The 23186-nt window shown below is 60.3% G+C and carries 24 protein-coding genes; 9 read left to right on the forward strand and 15 right to left on the reverse strand.

Translation table 11 applies throughout. The features are described from left to right. Window positions 1-31: 31 nt before the first annotated feature. Together RTCIAT899_RS13840 and RTCIAT899_RS13845 are read right to left on the reverse strand one after the other, a co-directional pair. The gene (locus tag RTCIAT899_RS13840; protein WP_015340862.1) at window positions 32-862 is read right to left on the reverse strand and encodes a TrmH family RNA methyltransferase; all 831 of its coding nucleotides are present in this window, start codon (window positions 860-862) and stop codon (window positions 32-34) included. Window positions 863-872: 10 nt separating this feature from the next. Then, window positions 873-1250, reverse strand: coding sequence for a hypothetical protein (locus RTCIAT899_RS13845; RefSeq protein ID WP_015340863.1), 378 nt, complete (start codon window positions 1248-1250; stop codon window positions 873-875). 49 nt (window positions 1251-1299) lie between these two features. Here RTCIAT899_RS13845 and RTCIAT899_RS13850 point away from each other — a divergent pair, with 49 nt between their 5' ends. Both RTCIAT899_RS13850 and rpoH read left to right on the forward strand, forming a co-directional pair. Further along, the gene (locus RTCIAT899_RS13850) at window positions 1300-2325 is read left to right on the forward strand and encodes an RluA family pseudouridine synthase (protein WP_015340864.1); all 1026 of its coding nucleotides are present in this window, start codon (window positions 1300-1302) and stop codon (window positions 2323-2325) included. Window positions 2326-2691: 366 nt separating this feature from the next. Beyond that, complete coding sequence (rpoH, locus tag RTCIAT899_RS13855) at window positions 2692-3600, forward strand: RNA polymerase sigma factor RpoH (protein WP_015340865.1); 909 nt, start codon at window positions 2692-2694, stop codon at window positions 3598-3600. A gap of 83 nt (window positions 3601-3683) precedes the next feature. Here rpoH and RTCIAT899_RS13860 read toward each other — a convergent pair whose 3' ends face one another. The 3 genes from RTCIAT899_RS13860 to RTCIAT899_RS13870 form a co-directional block, all read right to left on the reverse strand. Further along, window positions 3684-6077: a hypothetical protein gene (locus RTCIAT899_RS13860; RefSeq protein ID WP_015340866.1), complete on the reverse strand. Its 2394-nt coding sequence runs from the start codon at window positions 6075-6077 to the stop codon at window positions 3684-3686. Between the two features lie 61 nt (window positions 6078-6138). Continuing rightward, on the reverse strand, window positions 6139-7434 hold the full coding sequence (locus RTCIAT899_RS13865) for an adenylosuccinate synthase (protein ID WP_015340867.1): 1296 nt from the start codon (window positions 7432-7434) through the stop codon (window positions 6139-6141). Between the two features lie 271 nt (window positions 7435-7705). Next, on the reverse strand, window positions 7706-8563 hold the full coding sequence (locus RTCIAT899_RS13870; protein WP_015340868.1) for a GNAT family N-acetyltransferase: 858 nt from the start codon (window positions 8561-8563) through the stop codon (window positions 7706-7708). Window positions 8564-8885: 322 nt separating this feature from the next. Between RTCIAT899_RS13870 and RTCIAT899_RS13875 the strand changes: the two genes are divergently transcribed. The 3 genes from RTCIAT899_RS13875 (at window position 8886) to RTCIAT899_RS13885 (ending at window position 12063) form a co-directional block, all read left to right on the forward strand. Then, window positions 8886-10208: a UDP-glucose dehydrogenase family protein gene (locus tag RTCIAT899_RS13875; protein WP_015340869.1), complete on the forward strand. Its 1323-nt coding sequence runs from the start codon at window positions 8886-8888 to the stop codon at window positions 10206-10208. 71 nt (window positions 10209-10279) lie between these two features. Then, the gene (locus RTCIAT899_RS13880) at window positions 10280-11284 is read left to right on the forward strand and encodes an NAD-dependent epimerase (protein WP_015340870.1); all 1005 of its coding nucleotides are present in this window, start codon (window positions 10280-10282) and stop codon (window positions 11282-11284) included. A gap of 5 nt (window positions 11285-11289) precedes the next feature. Further along, window positions 11290-12063 (forward strand): alpha/beta fold hydrolase, encoded by a 774-nt coding sequence (locus tag RTCIAT899_RS13885; protein WP_041677637.1) that lies wholly within the window; start codon window positions 11290-11292, stop codon window positions 12061-12063. Window positions 12064-12081: 18 nt separating this feature from the next. Here RTCIAT899_RS13885 and rutF read toward each other — a convergent pair whose 3' ends face one another. The 5 genes from rutF to RTCIAT899_RS13905 form a co-directional block, all read right to left on the reverse strand. Further along, the gene (gene rutF, locus RTCIAT899_RS13890) at window positions 12082-12621 is read right to left on the reverse strand and encodes an NADH-dependent FMN reductase RutF (RefSeq protein WP_015340872.1); all 540 of its coding nucleotides are present in this window, start codon (window positions 12619-12621) and stop codon (window positions 12082-12084) included. A gap of 180 nt (window positions 12622-12801) precedes the next feature. Continuing rightward, window positions 12802-12957, reverse strand: a complete 156-nt coding sequence (locus RTCIAT899_RS33085) for a hypothetical protein (RefSeq protein WP_015340873.1) — start codon at window positions 12955-12957, stop codon at window positions 12802-12804. Window positions 12958-13078: 121 nt separating this feature from the next. Beyond that, on the reverse strand, window positions 13079-13585 hold the full coding sequence (locus RTCIAT899_RS13895; RefSeq protein WP_015340874.1) for a VOC family protein: 507 nt from the start codon (window positions 13583-13585) through the stop codon (window positions 13079-13081). Continuing rightward, the gene (locus tag RTCIAT899_RS13900) at window positions 13585-13974 is read right to left on the reverse strand and encodes a RidA family protein (RefSeq protein ID WP_015340875.1); all 390 of its coding nucleotides are present in this window, start codon (window positions 13972-13974) and stop codon (window positions 13585-13587) included. Before RTCIAT899_RS13900 ends, RTCIAT899_RS13895 begins: the two co-directional genes overlap by 1 nt. A gap of 61 nt (window positions 13975-14035) precedes the next feature. Beyond that, a complete protein-coding gene (locus tag RTCIAT899_RS13905) occupies window positions 14036-14932 on the reverse strand; it encodes a DMT family transporter (RefSeq protein WP_041677957.1) in 897 nt (298 codons plus the stop codon). Window positions 14933-15177: 245 nt separating this feature from the next. On the opposite strand from RTCIAT899_RS13905, the gene RTCIAT899_RS13910 reads away from it, so the two are divergent. Then, window positions 15178-15603: a hypothetical protein gene (locus tag RTCIAT899_RS13910; RefSeq protein WP_015340877.1), complete on the forward strand. Its 426-nt coding sequence runs from the start codon at window positions 15178-15180 to the stop codon at window positions 15601-15603. Between the two features lie 51 nt (window positions 15604-15654). On the opposite strand, the gene RTCIAT899_RS13915 is transcribed toward RTCIAT899_RS13910, so the two are convergent. After that, entirely contained in the window at window positions 15655-16266 is a 612-nt protein-coding gene (locus RTCIAT899_RS13915) for an alpha/beta hydrolase (RefSeq protein ID WP_015340878.1), read from the reverse strand. Window positions 16267-16281: 15 nt separating this feature from the next. Next, entirely contained in the window at window positions 16282-17214 is a 933-nt protein-coding gene (locus RTCIAT899_RS13920; RefSeq protein WP_015340879.1) for a VOC family protein, read from the reverse strand. Between the two features lie 220 nt (window positions 17215-17434). On the opposite strand from RTCIAT899_RS13920, the gene RTCIAT899_RS13925 reads away from it, so the two are divergent. Both RTCIAT899_RS13925 and RTCIAT899_RS13930 read left to right on the forward strand, forming a co-directional pair. Continuing rightward, on the forward strand, window positions 17435-17689 hold the full coding sequence (locus tag RTCIAT899_RS13925) for a type II toxin-antitoxin system Phd/YefM family antitoxin (RefSeq protein WP_015340880.1): 255 nt from the start codon (window positions 17435-17437) through the stop codon (window positions 17687-17689). After that, window positions 17689-18099 carry a type II toxin-antitoxin system VapC family toxin gene (locus tag RTCIAT899_RS13930; protein WP_015340881.1) on the forward strand — a complete coding sequence of 137 codons (411 nt, stop codon included), beginning with the start codon at window positions 17689-17691 and terminating at the stop codon, window positions 18097-18099. Before RTCIAT899_RS13925 ends, RTCIAT899_RS13930 begins: the two co-directional genes overlap by 1 nt. Here the strand turns inward: RTCIAT899_RS13930 and ung are convergent. Beyond that, a complete protein-coding gene (gene ung, locus RTCIAT899_RS13935; protein WP_015340882.1) occupies window positions 18093-18794 on the reverse strand; it encodes a uracil-DNA glycosylase in 702 nt (233 codons plus the stop codon). The genes RTCIAT899_RS13930 and ung overlap by 7 nt on opposite strands. Window positions 18795-19022: 228 nt before the next feature. Here ung and RTCIAT899_RS13940 point away from each other — a divergent pair, with 228 nt between their 5' ends. Next, window positions 19023-19562 carry a P-loop NTPase family protein gene (locus RTCIAT899_RS13940; protein WP_015340883.1) on the forward strand — a complete coding sequence of 180 codons (540 nt, stop codon included), beginning with the start codon at window positions 19023-19025 and terminating at the stop codon, window positions 19560-19562. A 45-nt stretch (window positions 19563-19607) separates the two neighbouring features. Here the strand turns inward: RTCIAT899_RS13940 and RTCIAT899_RS13945 are convergent, their stop codons facing one another. Together RTCIAT899_RS13945 and RTCIAT899_RS13950 are read right to left on the reverse strand one after the other, a co-directional pair. Beyond that, window positions 19608-22055 carry a GcvT family protein gene (locus tag RTCIAT899_RS13945; protein ID WP_015340884.1) on the reverse strand — a complete coding sequence of 816 codons (2448 nt, stop codon included), beginning with the start codon at window positions 22053-22055 and terminating at the stop codon, window positions 19608-19610. Window positions 22056-22064: 9 nt separating this feature from the next. Then, complete coding sequence (locus RTCIAT899_RS13950) at window positions 22065-22943, reverse strand: choline/ethanolamine kinase family protein (RefSeq protein WP_015340885.1); 879 nt, start codon at window positions 22941-22943, stop codon at window positions 22065-22067. Between the last annotated feature and the right edge of the window lie 243 nt (window positions 22944-23186).

The raw sequence follows: 23186 nt of genomic DNA on the forward strand, positions 1-23186 counted from the left end.
GACATGCTCTGGGCTCTAAGGAGCAACCTGCTCAGATGCGCCCGTTCTTCGCGGCCATCTCGAAAAGGGCGATACCACTCGCCGTCGCGACATTGAGGCTGTCCAATCCCGGCGCCTGCGGAATCCGCACGCTGCCGAAGGCGGAGAGAATGCTTTCGGGCAAGCCATCCCCTTCCGTGCCGACCACGAGCGCCATGCGCTCCGAAGCGGGGACATCGCGAATATCCGAGGAGCCGCGCGGCGACAGGCCCCAGATTGCAAATCCGCGCTCGGCAAGCCCCGCAAGCAGTTGAATGCTGCTTGATTGCCTGCGATAGGGCACGGTGAGGATCGAGCCGACCGAAACCCGCAAAGCCTTGCGATAGAGCGGATCGCAACAGCTTTCGTCCAGCAGCACGGCAGCCGCGCCGAAGGCTGCGGCATTGCGGAACATCGAGCCCATATTGTCATGATTGGAAATGCCGCAGCCGACGAGCACGAGCGATCGCTTTGGAAGGCGATCGAATAGACCGCTCATCCCATCTTCCGCTGTTCTACGCCCCAGCGCCAGAACACCGCGATGGAGATGGAAGCCGACAATGCCGTCGAGCACCTCGGCTTCGGCGATATAGATCGGGACGTCCGATGGGAAGGTGTCGATGATATCGCTCAAGCCTGCTACGCGGTTTTTGAGCAACAGCACTTTCTCAGCGAGGAATTCTCCGGCCGCCGCATGCACGCCGGCGAGAAGCCGCAGCACGACGGTCCCTTCCGCTATGAAGCGGTTCTCTCGACCCGTCAGATCGCGTTCGCGGATATTGCGGAATTCGGCGATACGCGGATCGTCGGGATGCGTAATCTCGATCAGCCGCTCACTCGCCATCGTGACGCCGTCAGTTGGATAGCGATATGGTCGCCACGATGCGGCCGATACCGTAATCGAAGACGATGGCCTGGCGCTGGCCGCTGGCAAGCGTGCCGTAGAACAGCACCTGATTGCCCGACAGCGCCGCGGACTGCACCGTAAAGCCCGCCGGCAATAGAGCCGTCACAGCAAGCGGGGCATCGGACGGAATGCCGGACGCCACCTGGCCTGCAGGCTTGGCCGCCGGTTTCATCGTCTTGTAGACAACGGCGCCGAAGACGGCCATAAGGCTCACCACCATGACGGCCGCAGAGACGATCTGCAGGCGGATCATCTTGCGTCGGACTTTCTCCAGGGCCGGATCGAGGGGCTTTTCCTCTTGATCGTCTGGCTCGAGATTCGTCATCGATGCGTCCTTGCTTCCAGTAGAGCGCTTTGTGCGCCGGAGAATATGTTTGAGCGACCCCTTTAAAGAAGCCGCGGACAATAGAAAAGTCCTAACCGCCGATGAAAATGCTGAAGGACGGCTCGATTCCTGGCTGACGGCCGAGATCGGCGAGGAATTTTCCCGCAGCCGCGTGCAAGGACTCATCAAGGAGGGCGCCGTTACGCTTGAGGGCGCTGCGGTGACAGACGCCAAACGCAAGGTGCGCCCCGGCGACGTCTATGAGATCACCCTACCCGAGCCGGAAGATCCGACACCGCAGGGCGAAGATATCCCGCTCGACGTGCTCTACGAGGACGACGATGTCATCGTCATCTCCAAGCCGGCAGGGTTGGTTGTTCATCCCGGCGCCGGCAATTGGAGCGGAACATTGGTCAACGCGCTGATCCATCATTGCGGCAACAGCCTTTCCGGCATCGGCGGCGTCCGCCGCCCTGGCATCGTACACCGGCTGGACAAGGATACGACCGGCGTCATGGTCGTCGCCAAGAACGATGTGGCCCACCGGCATCTCTCCCTGCAATTCGCCGATCACGGCCGCACGACCTCCCTGGAGCGTGCCTATCAGGCGATCGTCTGGGGACGTCCCCGCCAGCTCGTCGGCACTATCGATGCCCCTCTCGGCCGGTCGAGCAGCGACCGCACGCGCCGCGCCGTCAAGCGTCCGGATTCGCAGGATGCCGACGAGGCGATCACGCATTACGAGGTGCTGGAGCGCTTTCACGAGACGCCGGACGCGACCGCGCTTGCCTCACTGATCGAGTGCCATCTGGAAACCGGCCGAACGCACCAGATCCGCGTGCACATGGCGCATATCGGCCACCCGCTGCTCGGCGACGCCGTTTACGGCGGTGGCTTCAAGACCAAGGCCAATCTCCTGCCGGAAGTCGCAAAACAGGCCGTCCATCGTTTCACGCGCCAGGCACTGCATGCCTATATGCTGCAATTCGAGCATCCCCGTACCGGCGAAGTCATGCATTTCGAGGCACCTTTGCCTGAGGATATGGAAGAACTGGCGGCGGCGCTCAGAGGATAGGCGCCGAACATCACAATGACTGGACGCCCGCCCCCTTCCGCCCTATAATATCGCGTATGAAGGACCGATGTCCGAGCGCCTGTGCTGACCGAAAACGCGACTGCGTTTGGGAGGTCGACATGGTTATGCCGCATGGCGCTGGATTGTTCGGGAGGATAATCCCAAGGGCGATGTTCCGGCGAGACCTGCGGTCACGCCGAGATAACACTTGCGTGACCACATCCTTGAATCACCGTTTCGCCGTACTTATCTTTACATTGGTTAAGTGCGGGGTCCCAGGACCCGTACGCCTTGGTCCGCTTCGCAGAAGGCGTTCAAAATACGCCCCCAGAAGGAACCAAATCTCGAATAGGAGGGTGCAAGATCATGGCCCGTAATACCTTACCGTCCATCGCTGCCGGAGAAGCCGGCCTCAATCGTTATCTCGACGAGATCCGCAAGTTCCCGATGCTGGAGCCGCAGGAAGAGTATATGCTCGCCAAGCGCTACGCGGAACATGCCGACCGTCAGGCTGCGCATAAGCTCGTCACCAGCCATCTGCGCCTCGTGGCGAAGATCGCTATGGGCTATCGCGGCTATGGCCTGCCGATCGGCGAAGTCGTGTCTGAAGGCAATGTCGGCCTGATGCAGGCCGTCAAGAAGTTCGACCCGGAACGCGGTTTCCGTTTAGCAACCTATGCCATGTGGTGGATCAAGGCCTCGATCCAGGAGTATATCCTGCGCTCGTGGTCGCTGGTGAAGATGGGCACGACGGCCAACCAGAAGCGCCTGTTCTTCAACCTGCGCCGCCTGAAGGGCCGCATCCAGGCCATCGACGACGGCGATTTGAAGCCGGAGCATGTCACCGAGATCGCCACCAAGCTGAACGTCTCGGAGGAGGAGGTCGTTTCGATGAACCGCCGCCTCTCCGGCGACGCTTCGCTGAACGCACCGATCAAGGCTTCCGAAGGTGATTCCGGCCAGTGGCAGGACTGGCTCGTCGATGATCACGACAGCCAGGAAGACGTGCTGATCGAACAGGACGAGCTCGATACCCGCCGCCGTATGCTGGCCCGCGCCATGGGCGTGCTGAACGACCGTGAACGCCGGATCTTCGAGGCACGCCGCCTCGCCGAGGAGCCGGTAACGCTGGAGGACCTGTCGTCCGAGTTCGACATCAGCCGCGAACGCGTACGCCAGATCGAGGTTCGCGCCTTCGAAAAGGTACAGGAAGCCGTGCAGAAGGATGCGCTGGAACGTGCCAAGGCGCTGCGCGTTGTCGAAGCAACAGCGTAACGTTTCCTTCACAGAAGATTTTGACCGATAAAGAAAGGCGGGCCAAAAGCCCGCCTTTTCCATATCCATAGATGTCCGCCAGCTTACTGGCCGCTCGAGGCGACGCCGCCAAGCGCCTGCCACTCCGAAATCGCCTTGTTAAAGGCATCAGTTCCGGTCGGGCCTTTTTCCATAGTCAACAGCGCCCGGCGACCGTTACGATAGACCACCGGAATATCGATCCAGTTGCGGCTCTTCAACAGATCGAGATTGGTCTTGCGCGCATCCGGGAAATCGTTGAGCGCCACCATATAGACATCGTCGGTAACCTTGGCCGGAACCGCGATCAACGCATCGCCGCGATCCTGCTCGGTCGCCTTCAGTGCGACGCGCTGGACGTTGTCGATCGCCCCACCTTCGAAATTCGGCGGCACCTGGAAGGCAAGCTCGATCAGATGGCTGGCCGGCAGCGAGGAATCCGAGTTCCGCGAAACTGTGATCGTCGCGGTCAGGCCGCGATCCGGAACGGTAATGAGACCCTGCACCGAAGGCTCCGGCCGGCCATCGGCCCCCTTGCCTTCCTGCAGCGACCAGCTGACCGTGCCCTGGAAGGCCGTGGGCGACGTCTGGCCGAGGCGCTCCTCATAGAGGAAAACCTTCTGTCCGTCTGTTGCCGGAGCCGTCTGCTGCGTCACGGGCGGCGGCTGGTTGGCGGTCGCCTGTTGCTGCTGGTTGGCAGCGGGTGCCTGCTGATCCGTCGAGGCAGATGGCGTAACCGGTGCAGCGGTTGCGGGCGCCTGGGTCTGTGGAACAGCCGCGCCCGCATTGCTGGCGGCCGGCGGCGTTGCCGTCGCGGCAGGTGCCGCAGAGGCAACATTCTGTTCGGCTACGGACTTGCCTTCAACGACGCCGGGCTGCCCTGTTGGAGCGGGGCCTTTATCCTCTTCGGTACCATTCGCCAGGAGACGCTGCGTGAACTTCGTATTGACCGTATTCGGATCGCTGGCCAATGCTGCGGTATCCGTTTTGCCGGCACCGGCACCCGGCTGCTGAGCGGCCGTATTGGTCTGCTGGGGCGCGGTCGTCGGCTGGGCAGGGGCTGCAGCATTGCCGTTGTTCGGCGTATTGCTGCTGGCCGTATCCGAGGTCGAGGGTGCCGTCGCATTCATCGGTGCGGAACTGACGAGCTTCGTCACCATATTGTTGAGTGCGTCGCGGTTCAGCCAAGCTGCGTAGCCACCGCCTCCAACGACGGCAAGGCCGACGAGCGTGACGATGATACCGGTAACATTGATCCGGCGACGCTTCGGCTCCATGCGGAAGCTGCGGCCCTGCAGCTTCGCCGCCATCGCCTGATCGAGATCGGGCGGAACGGCGGGGCCATCGCCACGGTCGTCTTCAGCGCGTTTGTCGAAGCCAGCAAGCTCCTTGAGTTCGCGCCAGCCGTCATTGGTTGCATCGGCTTCGGACGCCGCTTTCCTGGACGGATGCACATCCGCAAAGAGATCGACATCATCGAAGGCATTTTCGGGCATTTGCCGAGCTGGCTGCTGCGCGGGCTTGGAAGCCGCCGATGCCGGCTGCATTTCCTCGAAAACATCCGCGTCCCAGGTAAAGCCCGTGTTGACGGCGGGTGCCTTGGAATTGACCGGACCTTCGACCGGTTGGCCAAATGGCGCTTCCGTAAAAGCTGCGGCCGGCATGACCGGGTCGGTATGACGGGCCGTCTCCGGTTCGGGCGCGGTGTGGGAGGCAGGCGCATCCACTTCCGCCCAGATCTGCTCGACCTGGCTTATGACATCGTCAACCGGCTTTGGCGGCACATGCGGCGCGGTTGCTGCAGCGACTGCCGGCGCTTCTTCCACATGGTGCGGCTCCGCATGCTGTTGCGGCTCTTCCCAGTTTCTCTGCGGCTCCTCATGGTAAACCGGCTCAGGGGCCGGTTCCTCGTGAGCCTCGGCATGATGTTCCGCGCCGGCATGCTCGGCAGCCGGAGCAAAAGGCTCGTCTGACGGCTGCGGCTCGCCCCATTCCTTGACGGGCTGGTGTTCCTGCGCATGACCCTCTTCGACGTGCGCGGCCGGTGCCTCATAAGCCGGCTCTTCCTCGACCGGACCAACGGCGTCCGGCTCCTCATGGGCATGAACCTCGGCCGATGCCGGCTCTTCCTCATGCGGCTCGGCATGGGCTTCCTCAGGCTCATGATGGTCGTGAGCGGGCTCGGAAGCGACTTCTTCGTGCAGCGCAGGCGCTTCCGCAACCGGCGGCTCCTCGCTACCCGGCAAAGCCTCGGCATGTTCGGCCTCGACCTCGACGATCGCTGCCTCAAGCTTGTCGAGCTGGCGGCGCAGCATTTCCTCGGGCGGACGCGGCTTCATGCTCTCGAGCTGCCGTTGCACGGCACCGCGAGCTCGATCGTAAACCTTGACCCGCATTTCGGGAGTATTGTCCGTCAGGCCGTCAACGGCCCGTCGAATAACTGCTACAAAATCCGCCATCAGTACTTTCTCATGATGCCCGGTGTGCAGCCGGGCCGGGATTCGTCATAGATACGCAACTCTAGCCCTCAAAGGGGTCGGTCACAAGTATGGTGTCCTCGCGCTCCGGACTGGTCGAAAGCAGCGCCACAGGCGCGCCGATCAGCTCTTCCACCTGACGGACATATTTGATCGCCTGCGCCGGCAGATCGGCCCACTTGCGGGCGCCGACAGTCGATTCCTTCCAGCCCTCGAGCGTGATGTAGACCGGTTCGACGCGGGCCTGCGCTGCCTGGCTTGCCGGCAGATAATCGATTTCCTTGCCGTCCAGCTTGTAACCAACGCAGATCTTCAGCTCGTCCAGGCCGTCGAGCACGTCGAGCTTGGTAAGCGCAATGCCGGTAATACCGGAAGTCTTGACGGTCTGGCGCACCAGTACGGCATCGAACCAACCGCAGCGGCGCGGACGGCCGGTATTGACGCCCACTTCGCGGCCGACGGTCGACAGATGCTTGCCGATCTCGTCATGCAGTTCGCAGGGGAACGGTCCCTCGCCGACGCGGGTCGTATAGGCCTTGGTGATACCAAGCACATAGCCGAGCGCCGTCGGGCCGAGGCCCGAGCCGGCAGCGGCCTGACCGGCGACCGTGTTGGACGAGGTCACGAACGGATAGGTGCCGTGATCATTGTCCAGGAGAGCACCCTGCGCGCCTTCGAAAAGGATGCGGGCACCAGCCTTGCGCTGCTCGTCGAGCAAACGCCAGACCTGATCGATATAGGGAAGAATATGCTCCGTAACAGAGCTCAGTTCCTCGTGCAGGGCGTCAAAGGAGATTTCGTCGACGCCCATGCCGCGGCGCAGCGCGTTGTGATGCGTCAGCAGCCGGTCGATCTTGGCAGGCAGCGTTTCCGGTTCGGCAAGGTCGATGACGCGAATGGCGCGGCGACCGACCTTGTCCTCATAGGCCGGGCCAATGCCGCGGCGCGTCGTGCCGATCTTCGTACCGCTATTGGAAGCAGCGTCTTCGCGCATGGCATCGAGATCGCGGTGCAGCGACAGGATCAGCGGCGCGTTTTCGGCAATACGCAGCACGTCGGGGGTAACGGCAACGCCCTGGGCGCGCAGCTTTTCGACTTCGGCGACGAAGTGATGGGGATCGACGACCACGCCGTTGCCGATGACGCTGAGCTTGCCGCGCACGAGCCCGGAGGGCAGCAGCGCAAGCTTGTAGCTGACACCGTCGACAACAAGCGTATGACCGGCATTATGACCGCCCTGAAAGCGTACAATCACATCGGCGCGTTCCGAAAGCCAGTCGACAATCTTGCCCTTGCCTTCGTCACCCCATTGCGAGCCGATCACTACAACATTCGTCATTTATCCAATCCCGCTTCCTGCGCGCGGCGGCGCGCCTTGCTCAAACCCGCGCATCTATAAAGCTTTGTTTTTGGGAAAGCGACCCTGTTGTCTCAGGAGATTCCGCTTTTTGCATGACGAATCAGCGCCTCCAACAGGATTTTTCCCCTGTCGCAGTCCCGCGGCCTTTCAACAGCCCTCTCTAGGGACGATCCTCGCTCATCAAAAACCCAGGTTACCCAGCAGGGCAACGCCATCGTTAAGGCCTCGCGCGGCGCTGGATCAAGAGCAGCTAACCAAGCTCGAGCGTGGTGACGCCGAAGACGCGATCGAGCGGAATCTCCGGCGCTTTGCCGCGATACATGCGCGCCGTCTCAAATACCGGAGACAGACCGCGATCTTCCGCAAGCCTGATCGCCTGCACATTATCGACCGGCACATCAAGATAGACCGGCTGCCCATTGGTCTTGGCAAGCAGCTTGCTCATCAATGCAAGCGCGACCTCCGGCTTGTTGGCAAACAGCGGACCGATCTTGTAACCCTCGAAACAGCGGCGGATCGTGCCGTAACCGCGAACCCTGCTACCACCACCGACGATGAATGATGCCCGCCTTTGGGGAACGCCGCACCAGGCCCGGATGAAGGAGTGTCGCAAGCCGGGGAAAATTTCCGCGTCAAAGTGCACCAGCGCCTCGAGCTTGCCGTCCGCGACGGGCATCACCTGCCTTGCCTGCGCTTCATCCACCTCAGGCACTTTGGGGATACCGCCATAGCGGAGCGTCCGATAGGCCATCTCGAAACCGTGCCGCCGGTAATTTTCCTGTTGTGCGACGACCCCATCCAGCCCGACGACGCGATTGCCGGCAAGCGTCATGCCCTTGTTCCAGAGCTGCTTGCCATATCCCCGCCCGCGAAACTCGGGATGAAGCATATAAAGACCGAGGAAAGCGAAAGCCTCGCCATAGCGGACGACGGATATGCAACCGACGGGGACCTCGCCGATGGCGCCGATCAGAAAGCCGGCGGGGTCCGCCTCCCAAAAGGCCTGTGCGTCGTCAATGCCGGGATTCCAGCCTTCTTGCCGAGCCCATTCCAGAGCAAGCTCCAGCTCGCCAGCCCGCATTGTCCGCACGGCAAAAGTCGATTTCATGCAAAAGTCCCGAACCGCCCATTATATCGCCGCCGCCCTGCCGCACGACCGCACCCAATTCATCATGTGGCAACATGCTGCCAATCACAAGCAATAGGCTATCATAGATTTAAAGTGCAAAGGCTTCGTTTCACTTGAAAAACAAGATGATCGCGCATGCAGGAGGTCGACGATGCTTCCGTGACACTTCTGTTGCAACCCTCTTAAAGCCGGCATCGCATATAGGCGCCGCCCGCGATCCTGTGTATATACGCAGATGATCGCCCATGCCGCCGTTGCGTTTCAACGCGACGCCAGGCGCCAGCAAAAGGATTGAAGTTTCATGCGCATCACGATGATCGGCTCAGGTTATGTGGGGCTTGTATCGGGTGTCTGCTTTGCCGATTTTGGACACGATGTCATTTGCGTCGACAAGGACGCCAACAAGATCGACGCGCTGCAGCGTGGCGAGATACCGATCTTCGAGCCGGGTCTAGAACAGCTCGTTGCCGACAACGTGCGCGCCGGTCGCCTCTCCTTCACTACTGATGTAGAGACGAGCGTTGCCGCAAGCGATGTCGTCTTCATTGCGGTCGGCACCCCTTCCCGGCGTGGCGACGGCCATGCCGACCTCTCCTATGTCTATGCCGCTGCTCGCGAAATTGCCGAGCACGTCAAGGACTTCACCGTCATCGTCACCAAATCGACCGTGCCGGTCGGCACCGGCGACGAAGTGGAGCGCATCGTCCGCGAAACCAATCCGCAAGCCGATGTCGCCGTCGTCTCCAATCCGGAATTCCTGCGCGAAGGTGCGGCCATCGAGGATTTCAAGCGTCCCGACCGCATCGTCATCGGGCTCAATGACGAGCGTGCCCGTGGCGTCATGACCGAAGTCTACCGCCCCCTCTATCTCAACCAGGCGCCGCTGCTCTTTACCTCCCGCCGCACGTCGGAGCTGATCAAATACGCCGCCAACGCCTTCCTCGCCATGAAGATCACCTTCATCAACGAGATGGCCGATCTCTGCGAGAAGGTCGGCGCCAATGTGCAGGAAGTCTCGCGCGGCATCGGCCTCGACGGCCGCATCGGCTCAAAATTCCTGCATGCCGGCCCAGGCTACGGCGGCTCCTGCTTCCCGAAAGATACGCTGGCGCTCGCCAAGACGGCTCAGGATTACGACAGCCCCGTGCGCCTGATCGAAACGACCGTATCGATCAACGACAACCGCAAGCGCGCCATGGGGCGCAAGGTCGTCACGGCCATGGGCGGCGATATCAGAGGCAAGTCGGTAGCCGTCCTCGGTCTGACCTTCAAGCCGAATACCGACGACATGCGTGACAGCCCGGCCATCTCGATCATCCAGACGCTGCAGGATGCGGGCGCCACGGTGACCGGCTACGATCCCGAAGGCATGGAGAATGCCCGCCAAGTGATCGACAACATCGCCTATGCCGAGGATGCCTATAGCGCCGCGCGTGGTGCCGATGCGCTCGTCATCGTGACGGAATGGAACCAGTTCCGCGCGCTGGATTTTGCCCGGCTCAAATCCATCATGAAGGCTCCGGTCCTCGTCGACCTCAGAAACATCTATCGCCATGACGAGGTCGCAAAGCACGGCTTTGCCTATACAAGTGTCGGCAGACCCTCGAGCGACGACACACTTTAGAGCATCTACGCATTCCGAACGGAAAACCCCTACGCACCTTTCCTCGAAATGCTTTAAGCAAAGGCCGATCAATGCGTTATCTCATCACCGGCACCGCCGGCTTTATCGGATTCCACCTTGCCAGACGCCTGCTTGACGAGGGACATTTCGTCGTCGGTTTCGACGGCATGACGCCCTACTACGACGTCAAGCTCAAGGAAAAGCGTACAGCCATTCTCGCCCGCTCCAACGGCTTCAAGGCCGTCACTGGCATGCTGGAAGACAAGGCGGCGCTGGATCGCGCCGCCGAACTCGCCGAACCTGATGTGATCGTCCATCTCGCCGCACAGGCCGGCGTCCGCTATAGCCTCGAAAATCCGCGTTCCTACGTCGATTCCAACCTCGTCGGCTCGTTCAACATCCTGGAACTGGCGAGAAACCTGCAGCCGAAGCACCTGCTCCTTGCCTCCACCTCGTCGGTCTACGGCGCCAACGAAAAGATCCCCTTTGCCGAAAGCGACAAGGCCGACGAGCAGATGACGATCTATGCGGCGACCAAGAAGAGCATGGAGCTGATGGCGCACAGCTACGCCCATCTCTTCAACGTGCCGACGACCGCTTTCCGTTTCTTCACGGTCTATGGCCCCTGGGGCCGTCCGGACATGGCGCTGTTCAAGTTCGTGGACGCCATCAAGAACGACAGGCCGATCGAGATCTACGGCGAAGGCAAGATGAGCCGCGATTTCACCTATATCGACGATCTCGTCGAAGGCATCGTTCGTCTCATCGGCGTTATACCGTCGGAGGAAAACCGGATCGTGTCGGAGACGGTCATCGACACGCTCTCGAGGAACGCCCCTTTCCGCGTCGTCAATGTCGGCGGCGGCCAGCCCGTCGGCCTGATGACCTTCGTTGAGACGATCGAGACGATGCTCGGCAAGAGGGCGATCCGCAAGATGCTGCCGATGCAGCCGGGAGACGTACACAACACCTATGCCGTGCCGGACCTCTTGGTAGCGCTGACGGGCTTCAAGCCGCAAATCGAAGTCGATGAGGGGGTGAAGCGCTTCGTCGAGTGGTATCAGGAAAACTATTGAGCGAAATGGCAGGCATCGTCGAAACGGAACACTGGATCGAAAGCCCCGGCGGGCGCCTCTATGCCAAATCGTGGACACCGCATACCGAGACCTTCCTGCCACCGATCATCCTGTTTCATGATTCCCTCGGATGCATCACGCTCTGGAGGGATTTCCCGCGACAGCTCGCCCTTTCCCTCCGCCGTCAGGTGATCGCCTATGATCGCTTAGGCTTCGGCCGCTCCGATGCTCGCATCGACATTTTGCAGCAGAATTTCGTGGCCCTGGAGGCGGAGCAGGCCGTTCCGTTGCTATGCGAGCAGTTTTCCATTCAAGAATTCGTTGCCTGCGGGCATAGCGTCGGCGGCGCCATGGCGGTGGAAGCAGGAGCACGCTTCGGCGACCGCTGCCGGGCCATCATCACCATCTCAGCGCAGGCTTTCGTGGAAGAGAGAACCCTGCAAGGCATCAGGATCGCACAGCAGGATTTCAGATCGGCCGAGACCTTCGCCCGGCTTGAAAAATATCACGGCAGTAAGACCGATTGGGTGCTGCATGCATGGATCGATACGTGGCTTACTCCCGAACGTGCCGGCTGGTCGCTCGATCCGGCCCTCGAAAAACTCCGTTGCCCGGTGCTTGCCATTCACGGCGAGCGTGACGAGTATGGCTCCGAGGCTCATCCCCACCGGATCGCAGCCGGACGCGGATCGGCTTATATCCTGCCGGACACCGGACATTCGCCGCATCGCGAACACCCCGCCCAGGTCCTGCAGGCGATCGAAAACTTTCTGGCGTGAAACAACAAGAAAATCGGCTTACTCGGCTCGACCCGCAGAATGATAGGTCCGGTCGAAGTAGATAAGCCCCTGCCCCTCATCACGTTGACGGATAGCATCGACTTCACAGAGCAGGATATCATGCGTTCCGCCGTCGGCCTGGCGGACGATACGGCAATCGAAGGAAACAAGAGCATCCTCAAGCACCGGCGCGCCTGTCGATAGTTCCGACCAGGAGGCACCGGCGAAGCGTTCGACAACCGGGGTCTTGCCGCCGAAAAGCCGCGACAGGTCCTGATGCGCTTCCGACAGCACATTGACGCAGAGCACGCCGTTTTGCGTGACGGCGGGATGAACGGAAGCGCCACGATTGAGGCAAACGAGCAGGGTCGGCGGGTTATCGGTAACGCTACAGACGGCAGTCGCCGCAAAGCCGGCGATCCCCGCAGGGCCATTGGTCGTGACAATGTTCACTGCCGCCGCCATCCGCGCCATGGCATTGCGAAACTCGGTGCGCGCAATGTCGGGATCGGCGACAGGCACCGCCTTCTCGATTGCCACGGAAGTTTTCATGTTCATCGCACTCTTCCTTAACTCGCGCAGACAGCCTCACATTATCGATGGGGAGCATGCGCCTCAAGAAACGACATTTTGCGGAAGTAGCCCTTCGCGAGCAATTAATTTTCTATAAAATCTATCAACAAAAAGAAAAACAGATCGCCTCGGGCTTCGACGCTGCGGCGGCATGCCGGGGATGCCTTAGGTCCGAGTGGAAATCAGGAGAAACATCGGCCGCTCGCGCTCGATTGCCCATTCCGGATGGGCTGCAAGATCCTCATCGCTCGGCGACCATTCTTCGACATGACGGCTATAGCCTTCGAAAAAGCCCGGATTATCGTAGATGTTCTGCGTCATATTTGTCTTCCATGCCTCTCCGCAACCTGTAATTGGATCGGCAATATCGGTGGCATCTCTTCACATAGACAATACGGAGGCAGGCGAAAGGCCAATCACGAGGAAGCCTCACCAGTGCCTATCATGCTAACGGTTTCGGCCGCGACAACCATTCCGAATACGGCTTTACACCGAAATCCGGATCGGCCGCCGCCTCAAGCACATGGATGAATTCGATCGAATGTCCGTCGGGATCCGAAAAATATTGCGAGACGGCCGGCATCCAACCGAGGACGACCGGCTCATCGAGCGGCTCGCCATTGAAACCTTTCGGCTGAACACCATGAGCCTTCAATGCGGCGGCGGAGCCCACTACATCGGCGAGAGAGGTTCTGAAGGCAATATGGAGACGCATCTTGAGAGGGGAGCTGCCCGTTTCCCAGAGGCCGAGCATGCCCATCCGTTTATCGTCGATCCAGAGGAAAGCAACATTCCTGCTCTCGATGACCGTCCCGACTTCGAGCTTCAGGACATCGCGATAGAAGGCGATCGAGCGCTGGAGATTGGCAACCGTCAAATGCGTCTCGTAAAGTCCTAGAATACGCGGCATCGACGGATCGGCCGAACGCTCGGCATAACCGATCGTCATCACATCACCTTCGCCGCCGTAACCTCGACCTCGACCAGAAACTCGGACCGCGTAAACCCGCCGACGATCAGCAGCGTGGAGACCGGTGCGGGATTTTGGACATAGCGATCGCGCACGGCCATATAGGCGGGAAAATCCTCGCGCGTAGTCACAAAGCCGCCGATGCGGATGACGTCGGCAAACCCCATGCCCGCTTCTTCGAGGATAGCGCCGATCGCCTTGAAACACAGTTCGGCCTGGCCTGTAACGTCAGGCGGAATGCGATCGTCGATACCGATGCCGAGCTGGCCGGACGTGACCAGCAGGCTCGCGCCCGGCGGCACCAGCAGACCGTGATTGTAGTTGCCGAAAGGGCGGCGGACAGATGCGGGATTGAAGACCTTTTTCATCGATTCCGACTCCTGATGACCGTGCCGATATCAGCATTTTGTGATGAAAGGGGCAAGGCGGTCAGTGGGCCTGAGCCGATGTCACCGCTCGATTCCGCCGCACTTCCAACAGGATATGTCCGAAAAGCGCTGCAAGCACGATCGGCCCGCCGATAAGCGTCGCCGTCGAAGGGCGCTCGGCAAAGATCATCCAGACCCAGAGCGGCGTCAGCGGCACTTCGAGCGCTGTCAGCAGGGCGGCATCCGACGCCGGAACCAGCCGCGAGCCGAAGGTATAGAGGCTGAGGCCCATGGCGTTCTGGATAATGCCGAAGGCGATGATCAGCCCGAGATCCTGTCCGGAGATCGAAAGCGGCGAGGCGAACCAGAAGGTGATGGAGGAACACAACCAGGCGGAAAGCGCCATGGCAGGCAGCATCGGCACGTTGCGATGCTGTCGCATGACGACGGCAAGGCAGGCGACGGTCAGCGTCATGACGGCGGCAAGCCCCTTGCCGAGCCAGCTGCCGCCATCGCTTGCATGGCCGGAAAGCATGACGAGCACGCCGATGAAGGCAACGCCGCTGGCAATCAGCGTCCTCATGTTGGGACGTTCGCGGATGAAGAGAAAAGCAACGCCCGCGGTGACAAAGGGCACGGTCGCATAGATGACCATGGCATCGGCGACCGACGTATAATAGATCGAGCCGATGCCGCTGATCATCGACGCGGTGGAAAAGATCGTCGCCGCCAGTGAAGGACCACCCATGGAGCGCAGGATGCGAAAGGCGTTGCGGCGCTCGATATAGAAGAACAGCGCGAAAACGCCGAGGCCGGAGACGATGCCGCGGCAGAACAGAATGGTCATGAGATCGGCATGGATCGCCCGCACGAAAAGGCCGGAGGTCGACCAGGCGAGCGCCGAAAGCGCCACATAGACCACGCCCAGCCTGTATTGCTGCTGTTCCGCCAACGTCACGATGAAATCCCCTGCCCCGTCGAGGCAGATCATTAGCGGGTGGCCATGATGCCTACAAGCTAAGCTTGCGTCGCAGCGTGTCGCTGACGCGGGAAGATGACGATGGTTGCAGGAACGCCACGCCACACCCTGCCGTGAGCAAGCAAGAGGCGCCGTCCCAGCGTTATTACTGGCAGGATCGCTTTGATCTTGCACATCTTTGCGATCGCTCTACGGTTCTGGCGGCTTCATCGAAGGAGAATCAATTGCGCCTGCTGTCGGCCACCTTGTTTGCGTGCGGCTGCGTCAGCCTGGTCGACGGTCCGCTATGGCCGCCGGCGCAAACCTATGTCGACAAGACGGTACAATGCAGCCAAAGCGGCAATCCCGCCCGCTGCGAACACACGCGCGACAGCTGGAAAGCCGATTATGAGGAAGCCATCGCAGGTGGGTATCGGGCGCAGAAGCATGTTGCCCTATGCCTCAGCACCGGCTGCGACGAGGCGATCCAACCCGACAAGATGCTCGGCTGTGCCTGGCGCATGGTCATTGCCGAATCACAACATGCTCTGCCTGACAGCATGGATGTCGCAAATCTCAACCGCTTCTGCGGAACAGGCTATCTCGACAAGAACGGAAAACTCGCAGCCGCCTCGCAAGCTAAGGCGATGCTGCGCCTCATCGGCAAATAGCAGGCCACGCGGCAGGAGCTGTCTGCCGCGCGGCTTGGTCATTTTTCGAGCTTACGCGTAGGGCACAAGGAATTTGCCAATAGCCTCGATCTCGTTGGGGCGAATATCGTGGCCGCCCGGATGCCATTCGAGCGTAACCTCGGCATCCTGTCGCGCAAAATAATCGGCGAGCGCCTTGGTGACCGGCGCCGGCGCGATCGGATCGCGCTCACCCGCGGTGATCAGCACGCGGTTGCCAGCCAACCTGGCATTGTCCTTCGGCTGGAAGGGGATCAACGGATGCATCAACACGGCCGCATCGAACAGATCGCCATGCTCGATAAGCACGTTGGCAAGGATGTTGGCGCCATTGGAAAAGCCGAGACCCAGCACCTGCGATGCGCCATATTCGGCCGCTAGTTCCGAGACATACTTCGCCATCTTTTCCGTCGCCCTGGCAAGATCGGCCATGTCATAGACGCCCTCACCCGTCCGACGGAAGAAACGCGCCGCGCCATATTCCGAGACATCGCCGCGCGGCGAGATGATGGTGGCGTCCGGCAACAGGCGGGTGGCGAAATCGAAGAACTGGTTCTCGTCGCCGCCTGTACCATGGAAGGTAAAGAAGATGGGCTTCCCGGGTGCACCGGCCTTCAGCCGGCGCACATAAATCTTATCGGTCATGATACCTCTCCTGGATTAGCCTTCCAGCGGTTCGAGATGCTGCTCGATCAGGCCGCGCAGATGCGCATGCTGCTCGGGCAGTTTCAGCGCCTCGCCGAGATGGGCCGTATCCTCGTCGCGGTTAAAGCCGGGTTCGTTGGTGGCGACTTCGAACAGCACGCCGCCCGGCGTGCGGAAATAGATCGCCCAGAAGTAATCGCGGTCGATGACCGGGGTCACCTGATAGCCCGTATCCATCAGCGCCTTGCGCACTTCGAGCTGCTTTGCGCGGTTATCGACGGCAAAGGCGACATGGTGGACGGAGCCGGCACCTGGGAGAGCGCGATTGATGTTCGGCATCGTCTCAAGGTCGACATAGTCGGCACCGTTGCCGCCGGGAATGGCAAGCCGCTTGATGCCATCATGGGTATCGACAACTTCGTAGCCCATGTACTTCAAAAGCTCGACCGTAGCGCCTTCGTCCCTGAGCCGCATGGCAACGGAATGGAAGCCTCTGATGGCATGCTCGGCATCGACCCCGTTATGCGTCCAGGGCTGACGCTTGTCATCCTTGACCTCGACGAGCGCGAAACCGTCGCCATCCGGACCGGCAAAATGCAGGCGCTTCTGGCCAAAGGATTCATCGGCCTTCAAGCCCTCGACACCATGCTGGCCGAGCCGTTCGGTCCAGTAGCCGATGGCCCCTTCCGGAACTGAGTAGACCGTATTGCCGACCTCCCCGGTGCCCGGGCGACCGCGCGCCATCTTCGGGAACGGGAAGTAGGTCATGATCGTGCCGGGAGTGCCGACCTCGTCACCATAGTAGAGGTGATAGACATCGGGAGCGTCGAAATTGACCGTCTTCTTGACGCGGCGCAGGCCGAGCGTATCCGTGAAGAACTTGTTGTTGGTCCGGGCGTCTTCCGCCATCGAGGTAACGTGGTGAAGACCTTTGATCTGGTTAAGCATCTTAAACCCCTTTGCTCGCCTGCACCGGCAGGCGTTTCTCATGGGCAGAAGATGGTCTTGTGGAGCCTGTTTCGATAGCCCCGAATAGCCAAACGGATTGTCTTCAATGAGTGAACGATAAACTGAAGTCGTTCACCTACAAGCCATATCGCTCTCATCTGTTGATTCCAAATCGAAGCGGCATTAGATTAAGCTAGACAGTCTAGCCGGAGGGGCTTCGATGAATTGGCCGCTGCAGGATGCGAAGAACCAGTTTTCAAAAGTCGTGCAGAAAGCGCGCAGCGAGGGACCGCAAATCGTCACCTTGCGCGGCGAACGTGCGGCTGTCGTCCTATCTGCCGAAGATTATGATGCCCTCTCAGCCGGCAAACCAAGCCTCGTCGACGATCTGCTATCCGGACCGGCATGGGATGACGAAATGACTGATGCCGTATCGAACCGCAGCAAAACGCCGAGCCGAGATATCCTCTTCTGATGTACCTCGTCGATACCAACGTCATCTCGGAAATCCGGCGCGGTAATTCCCAAGCGATTGACTGGCTGCGCTCGGTCGATCCCTCCACCATCTATCTGAGCGTCATCACACTTGGAGAGATCATGCGCGGGATTGCGCTCAAGCGAAAATCGGACCCGCGTACCGCAACACATCTGGAGGGATGGTTGCGTAAGCTGCGGCACGATCATCGCAATCGCATCCTTCCCATTACCGATCAGATTGCCGTCGAATGGGGCCGCATCGCGGCACAGCGCCCGCGCGGCGACGCCGACGGTTTGATCGCGGCAACGGCGATCGTTCATGATCTTATCGTCGTCACCCGCGACGTCGGAGATTTCGACGACACGGGCGCTTCGATCAGCAACCCATGGGACCAGACACCTTACTGAGCCTCGGGATTGCTCGGCAGCGCCCAGTCGATCGGATCCCGGCCCTGCTCGGCGAGATAGGCGTTAGCCTTGGAGAAATGCCGGCAGCCGAGGAAGCCGTTGTGGGCCGATAGCGGCGACGGATGCGCCGCCTTCAGCACCAGATGGCGTTCGGTATCGACGAAGGCAGCCTTCTTCTGCGCATAGGAACCCCAGAGCATGAAGACGACCCCGTCGCATTCGTCGTTGACTTGGCGGATGACGGCGTCGGTGAAACGCTCCCAGCCCTTGCCTTGATGTGAGGCGGCCTGCGACTCCTCGACGGTCAGCACGCTGTTAAGCAGGAGCACGCCCTGCTTCGCCCAGCTTTCCAGAAAGCCGTGGCGTGCCGGCGGGATGCCAAGATCGGTTTCCAGTTCCTTGTAGATATTGACCAGAGATGGCGGAATGCGCACGCCGGGGCGTACGCTGAAGCAGAGCCCATGCGCCTGCCCAAAGCCGTGATAGGGGTCTTGCCCAAGAATGACGACCTGCACCTCGTCGAGCGGGGTCAGATCCAGAGCCCGGAAATATTCGCTGCCACGGGGAAATATCACCTTGCCGCGCTGCTTTTCCTCGACGAGAAAGGCCTTGAGTTGCTGCATGTAGGGGCTTTCGAACTCCGGAGACAGCGCCTCTTTCCAGCTCTCCTCCAGCTTGATGTTCGCCTCAGCCATCGTTTCCGGCCTCCGTCAGTTGTCAGCATGCCGATTGAGGATGAAAGCGACGGCATGTCAAGAACATGGCTGGGGCTGAGGTAGGGAGATCACAGTTTTCGGGAGGTGGCGCGGCTTGGTTCCAATCTTCACGTAAATGGCGCAATGATAAAAATACGACACGCAAGCGTTGACAAGGCGGTTCGCTTCGGCCATTGGAAACCATCCCAATTTTCCGACCGGTGCCCCATGCTTCCCTTGCATTCCCTTGGCGAGCGCATTGTCGTGCTCGGTCCTTCCAATGCCGGTAAGTCAACCCTGGCGGTTGCACTTTCCAAAAAACTTGGCTTTCCAACGATCCATCTCGATCAGCTTCATCATCTGCCCCATACCGATTGGCAACAGCGCCCAGAAGCAGAATTCGCCGCGCTGCACGATGCGGCCATTCTTGGCGAGCAGTGGATCATGGAAGGCAATTATACGCGCTTGATGCCGCAACGTTTGGCTCGTGCTACCGGTGCCATCCTCATCGACTCCAATCATTGGCTGCGCTTTTCCCGCTATCTCAAGCGGACCCTGATCAACCGCTCAGATCGAGCGGGCCATCTCGAAGGCGCCAAGGATAGCATCAAATGGGAGATGATTCACTGGGTACTCGTGAAGACGCGCAATAGCGGCGCCAAATACGCAAAAATCCTGCGAGAAGCCGAATTGCCGATGGTGGAATGCCACACAGCCGAGGCTCTCAATAACCTTTATCGGGCATGGGATCTGCCAAGCAGACGATAAGCTTCATACCGAAATGCTCGCGTTGAGTTAACGCACCCTCCCCAATCACCCCTTGATCCGCTCCATCTGCGGATCATAAAGGGGCTTCAGCGACACCTGGCACGGCACGCGCTGTTGCGCGACATCGAGCTCGTACCGACCCGAAAGCACAAAATCCTCGGTCACCCCACCGGGATTGCGGACATAGCCGTAGCCGATGGCCTTGCCGATCGTATAGCCATAGCCGCCGCTCGACAGCCAGCCGACGCGCTGGCCATCGCGATAGATCGTCTCGCGGCCGAGAAGCACGATTTCGGGATCATCGGGCACGTAGCAGGCGAGCATCTTCTTCACGCCCGAAGCGATCTGCCGCTCGATCGCCGCGCGGCCACGAAACGCGATGTCCTTTTTCGTCTTCACCGCCCAGGCAAGCCCGGCTTCGATGGGCGTATGGTCCGGCCCGATATCCGAGCCCCAGGCGCGATAGCCCTTCTCCAGCCGGCAGCTTTCGATGGCGCGATAGCCTGCATTGACGAGGCCGTGCTCGCGCCCAGCCGCCATCAGCACGTCATAGACAGTCGTGGCATATTCCACCGGGACATGCAGCTCATAACCGAGTTCGCCGACATAGGTGATGCGCAGTGCTCGTACCGGGCAGCCGGCGATACCGACGGTCTTCACCTTGCCGAAGGGGAATGCGGCGTTCAAAACGTCGGCCGAGGTCACGGCCTGCAAGATCGAACGCGACTTCGGCCCCATCAGCGACAAGACCGAATAGGCTGAGGTTACATCCACCAGCTCCGCATGCATCTCCGCCGGAATGTTTCGGGCGATCCAGTCGAAGTCATGAGTGGCAAAGCCCGTGCCCGTCGTGATGTAGAATTCGTTCTCGGCAATGCGGGCGACGGTGACGTCGCACTCGATGCCACCCCGGTCGTTGAGCATCTGGGTATAGGTCAGGGCGCCAACTGGCCTGGCGACGTCGTTGGAAGCGATCCAGGAGATCGCCGCCTCGGCATCCCTGCCCTTCAGCACGAATTTGGCAAAGGAGGTCTGGTCGAAAATAACGGCCGCTTCGCGCACAGCCTTATGCTCCCGGCCGACGGCATCGAACCAGTTCTGCCGTTCATACGTGTACTCGTCCTTCGGCTCCTCGCCGGCAAAGAGATCGGCAAACCAGTTCGGCCGCTCCCATCCGAGCTTTTCGCCGAAGCAGGCACCTTGCGCCTTCAGCCGATCATAGAGTGGCGACTTGCGGCAGGGACGGCCGCTGGAATGCTCTTCAAACGGCCAGGCCATGGTGTAGTGCTTGCCATAGGCTTCCAGCGTGCGGGTGCGCACCCAGTCGGTATCGAAATGCGGGCGGCCGAAGCGCCTGATATCGACCGGCCAGAGATCGTAGGGCGGCTCGCCCTTGGCGACCCATTCGGCAAGCGCCATGCCTGCCCCGCCGGCCGAGGCAATACCAAAGGCGTTGAAGCCGGCGCCGACGAAGAAGTTCTTCAGTTCCGGCGCCTCGCCGAGAATGAAATTGCCATCAGGGGTAAAGCTCTCCGGCCCGCATAGCAGCTGCTTGACGCCAGCCGTCTGCAGCGCCGGCACACGCACCAGCGCCTGCTCCATGATCTGCTCGAAATGATCGAAATTGCTGTCGAGCAGCGTGTAGTGGAAATCCCTGGGGATGCCATCGAGCGCCCAGGGGATGGGATTGGGCTCATAGCCGCCCATGACAAGCCCGCCGACCTCCTCCTTGTAATAGGTCAGCCGATCCGGATCGCGCAGCGTCGGCAGGTTCGAGGGCACGCCGAAGGATTCGGTGATGAGATATTGATGCTCGACCGAGACGAGCGGGACGTTGACGCCGAAACGACCGGCAAAGGTCCGTGTCCATTGCCCGGCGCAGACGACGACACGCTCGCATTCGATGCGGCCTTTCTCGGTGATGACGGCACGAATTCGGCCCTTGTCGATCTCCAGATCGAGAACTTCCATATCCTCAAAGATCGACACACCGCTCATGCGGGCGCCCTTCGCCAGGGCCTGAGTGATGTCGGAGGGATTGGCCTGCCCGTCGGTTGGCAGGAAGGCGGCGCCGACAAGATCGTCGATATCCATCAGCGGCCAGAGATCGAAAGCCTCCTTGGGCGTCAGCAGATGCATCTGCAGGCCAAAGGACTGTGCCGTCGTCGCCTGCCGCTTCACCTCCGTCCAGCGCTCCTCGTTGCAGGCAAGGCGCAGGCCGCCGTTCATCTTCCAGCCGGTGGCAAGCCCCGTCTCCGCCTCGAGCTTCTTGTAGAGATCGACGGAATAGCCGAGCATCTGCGTGATGTTGGCGCTTGTGCGCAGCTGGCCGACAAGACCGGCGGCATGGAAGGTCGTGCCCGACGTCAGCTTCTTGCGCTCCAAAAGCACGGTATCGGTAAAGCCGAGCTTGCCAAGATGGTAGGCCGTCGAGCAACCGATGATGCCGCCGCCGATAACGACGGTCTTTGCTGTAGCCGGCAGTTCCTTCATCGTGTCACCTCAAGAATTGCGAAAACCCTGCCAAGCGCTCTCGAAGCGCCGCAGATTTTCAGCTGTATAGGAAGAATAATCGAAATCGATGTCGGAATGGATTTCCGAAACCATGCTCCACATCGTCTCGCGCAGGAGGGAAGCACATTTCATCGCGTGATAGCGCCGGCGCAGATCGTCACCGACAGGAGCCTCGAAATAGGCCTCCAGCATCGCCTCTTCCTGCGCCTCAGAGAATTCATTATTGGAGGCAAGGCCGCCAAGATCGAAAAACGGCGTGTTGAAGCCGGCATAATCCCAATCGATCAGCCAGAGCCGCTTGCCGTCATCAAGGAAATTCGCCGCCAGCAGATCGTTGTGTCCGAAGGCGATTTCGAAAGGACCGGCTTCGCGTTCGAGCCGCTCGGCAATCTCCAGGAAGGAAATCAGCCGCGACTTGTGCCGGCTACCACCAGCCTCGAGAACGGCCGCATAATCCCTGACCACATGGAAGACCCAGAAGATCGCCGCCGGTCCGCGAAAATGCCGGGCGACGTCCCGGTGACAAGACCGGACGAGCGGCACGACGCGGCTCATCATTGCCGGCTTTCCTATGTCGTCGGCCGCCAGCGGTTTTGCGTCGATATAGTCGAGCACCAATATGCCGGGCTCGTGATGAACGACGGCAGGCGAAAGACCGGCGGCATGCGCAGCTCTGCTCGCCGCCACCTCGTTTGCACGGCTGATGTGATGAACGGGAATGTCCGATCCAAGCCGCACGACGAAGCGGCGACCATCATTGCTGACCAGATAGTTGCGATTGGTAATGCCGCCGACAAGCGGTTCGATGTCGATCGGCCCGCGCCAGATGCTGAGAGAATGTATCCTGTCTTCCGCTGTCGCAGTCATTCCCCCTCCGGTCCTGCCGCTGAGCATCCTTCGGATGTGAAAGGTTCCCCACAAACGTGAGGCTGTCAAGAACCGACCCACAAAATGAAACGAATATTTGGTTTTTTGTTGGAATTGGTCAGCCATCCCCAATAGGATGAACTATGGATATTCTGAAGACTACGCTTCACCGTAGGTGAGATTTGTCTTAAAAACTCAAGCGCGAAGCAGCCGGATGAAGGCTGTGCGCATTATGGACCCGGC

Source organism: Rhizobium tropici CIAT 899, from assembly GCF_000330885.1.
Taxonomy (GTDB): Bacteria; Pseudomonadota; Alphaproteobacteria; order Rhizobiales; family Rhizobiaceae; genus Rhizobium; species Rhizobium tropici.

What these genes read in the sequence shown, in the direction of transcription:
- RTCIAT899_RS13840 (WP_015340862.1), bottom strand. Translation starts at nt 862, where the DNA reads ATGGCGAGTGAGCGGCTGATCGAGATTACGCATCCCGACGATCCGCGT.
- RTCIAT899_RS13845 (WP_015340863.1), bottom strand. Translation starts at nt 1,250, where the DNA reads ATGACGAATCTCGAGCCAGACGATCAAGAGGAAAAGCCCCTCGATCCG.
- rpoH (WP_015340865.1), top strand. Translation starts at nt 2,692, where the DNA reads ATGGCCCGTAATACCTTACCGTCCATCGCTGCCGGAGAAGCCGGCCTC.
- RTCIAT899_RS13860 (WP_015340866.1), bottom strand. Translation starts at nt 6,077, where the DNA reads ATGGCGGATTTTGTAGCAGTTATTCGACGGGCCGTTGACGGCCTGACG.
- RTCIAT899_RS13865 (WP_015340867.1), bottom strand. Translation starts at nt 7,434, where the DNA reads ATGACGAATGTTGTAGTGATCGGCTCGCAATGGGGTGACGAAGGCAAG.
- RTCIAT899_RS13870 (WP_015340868.1), bottom strand. Translation starts at nt 8,563, where the DNA reads ATGAAATCGACTTTTGCCGTGCGGACAATGCGGGCTGGCGAGCTGGAG.
- RTCIAT899_RS13875 (WP_015340869.1), top strand. Translation starts at nt 8,886, where the DNA reads ATGCGCATCACGATGATCGGCTCAGGTTATGTGGGGCTTGTATCGGGT.
- RTCIAT899_RS13880 (WP_015340870.1), top strand. Translation starts at nt 10,280, where the DNA reads ATGCGTTATCTCATCACCGGCACCGCCGGCTTTATCGGATTCCACCTT.
- RTCIAT899_RS13885 (WP_041677637.1), top strand. Translation starts at nt 11,290, where the DNA reads ATGGCAGGCATCGTCGAAACGGAACACTGGATCGAAAGCCCCGGCGGG.
- rutF (WP_015340872.1), bottom strand. Translation starts at nt 12,621, where the DNA reads ATGAACATGAAAACTTCCGTGGCAATCGAGAAGGCGGTGCCTGTCGCC.
- RTCIAT899_RS33085 (WP_015340873.1), bottom strand. Translation starts at nt 12,957, where the DNA reads ATGACGCAGAACATCTACGATAATCCGGGCTTTTTCGAAGGCTATAGC.
- RTCIAT899_RS13895 (WP_015340874.1), bottom strand. Translation starts at nt 13,585, where the DNA reads ATGACGATCGGTTATGCCGAGCGTTCGGCCGATCCGTCGATGCCGCGT.
- RTCIAT899_RS13900 (WP_015340875.1), bottom strand. Translation starts at nt 13,974, where the DNA reads ATGAAAAAGGTCTTCAATCCCGCATCTGTCCGCCGCCCTTTCGGCAAC.
- RTCIAT899_RS13915 (WP_015340878.1), bottom strand. Translation starts at nt 16,266, where the DNA reads ATGACCGATAAGATTTATGTGCGCCGGCTGAAGGCCGGTGCACCCGGG.
- RTCIAT899_RS13920 (WP_015340879.1), bottom strand. Translation starts at nt 17,214, where the DNA reads ATGCTTAACCAGATCAAAGGTCTTCACCACGTTACCTCGATGGCGGAA.
- RTCIAT899_RS13925 (WP_015340880.1), top strand. Translation starts at nt 17,435, where the DNA reads ATGAATTGGCCGCTGCAGGATGCGAAGAACCAGTTTTCAAAAGTCGTG.
- RTCIAT899_RS13930 (WP_015340881.1), top strand. Translation starts at nt 17,689, where the DNA reads ATGTACCTCGTCGATACCAACGTCATCTCGGAAATCCGGCGCGGTAAT.
- ung (WP_015340882.1), bottom strand. Translation starts at nt 18,794, where the DNA reads ATGGCTGAGGCGAACATCAAGCTGGAGGAGAGCTGGAAAGAGGCGCTG.
- RTCIAT899_RS13940 (WP_015340883.1), top strand. Translation starts at nt 19,023, where the DNA reads ATGCTTCCCTTGCATTCCCTTGGCGAGCGCATTGTCGTGCTCGGTCCT.
- RTCIAT899_RS13945 (WP_015340884.1), bottom strand. Translation starts at nt 22,055, where the DNA reads ATGAAGGAACTGCCGGCTACAGCAAAGACCGTCGTTATCGGCGGCGGC.
- RTCIAT899_RS13950 (WP_015340885.1), bottom strand. Translation starts at nt 22,943, where the DNA reads ATGACTGCGACAGCGGAAGACAGGATACATTCTCTCAGCATCTGGCGC.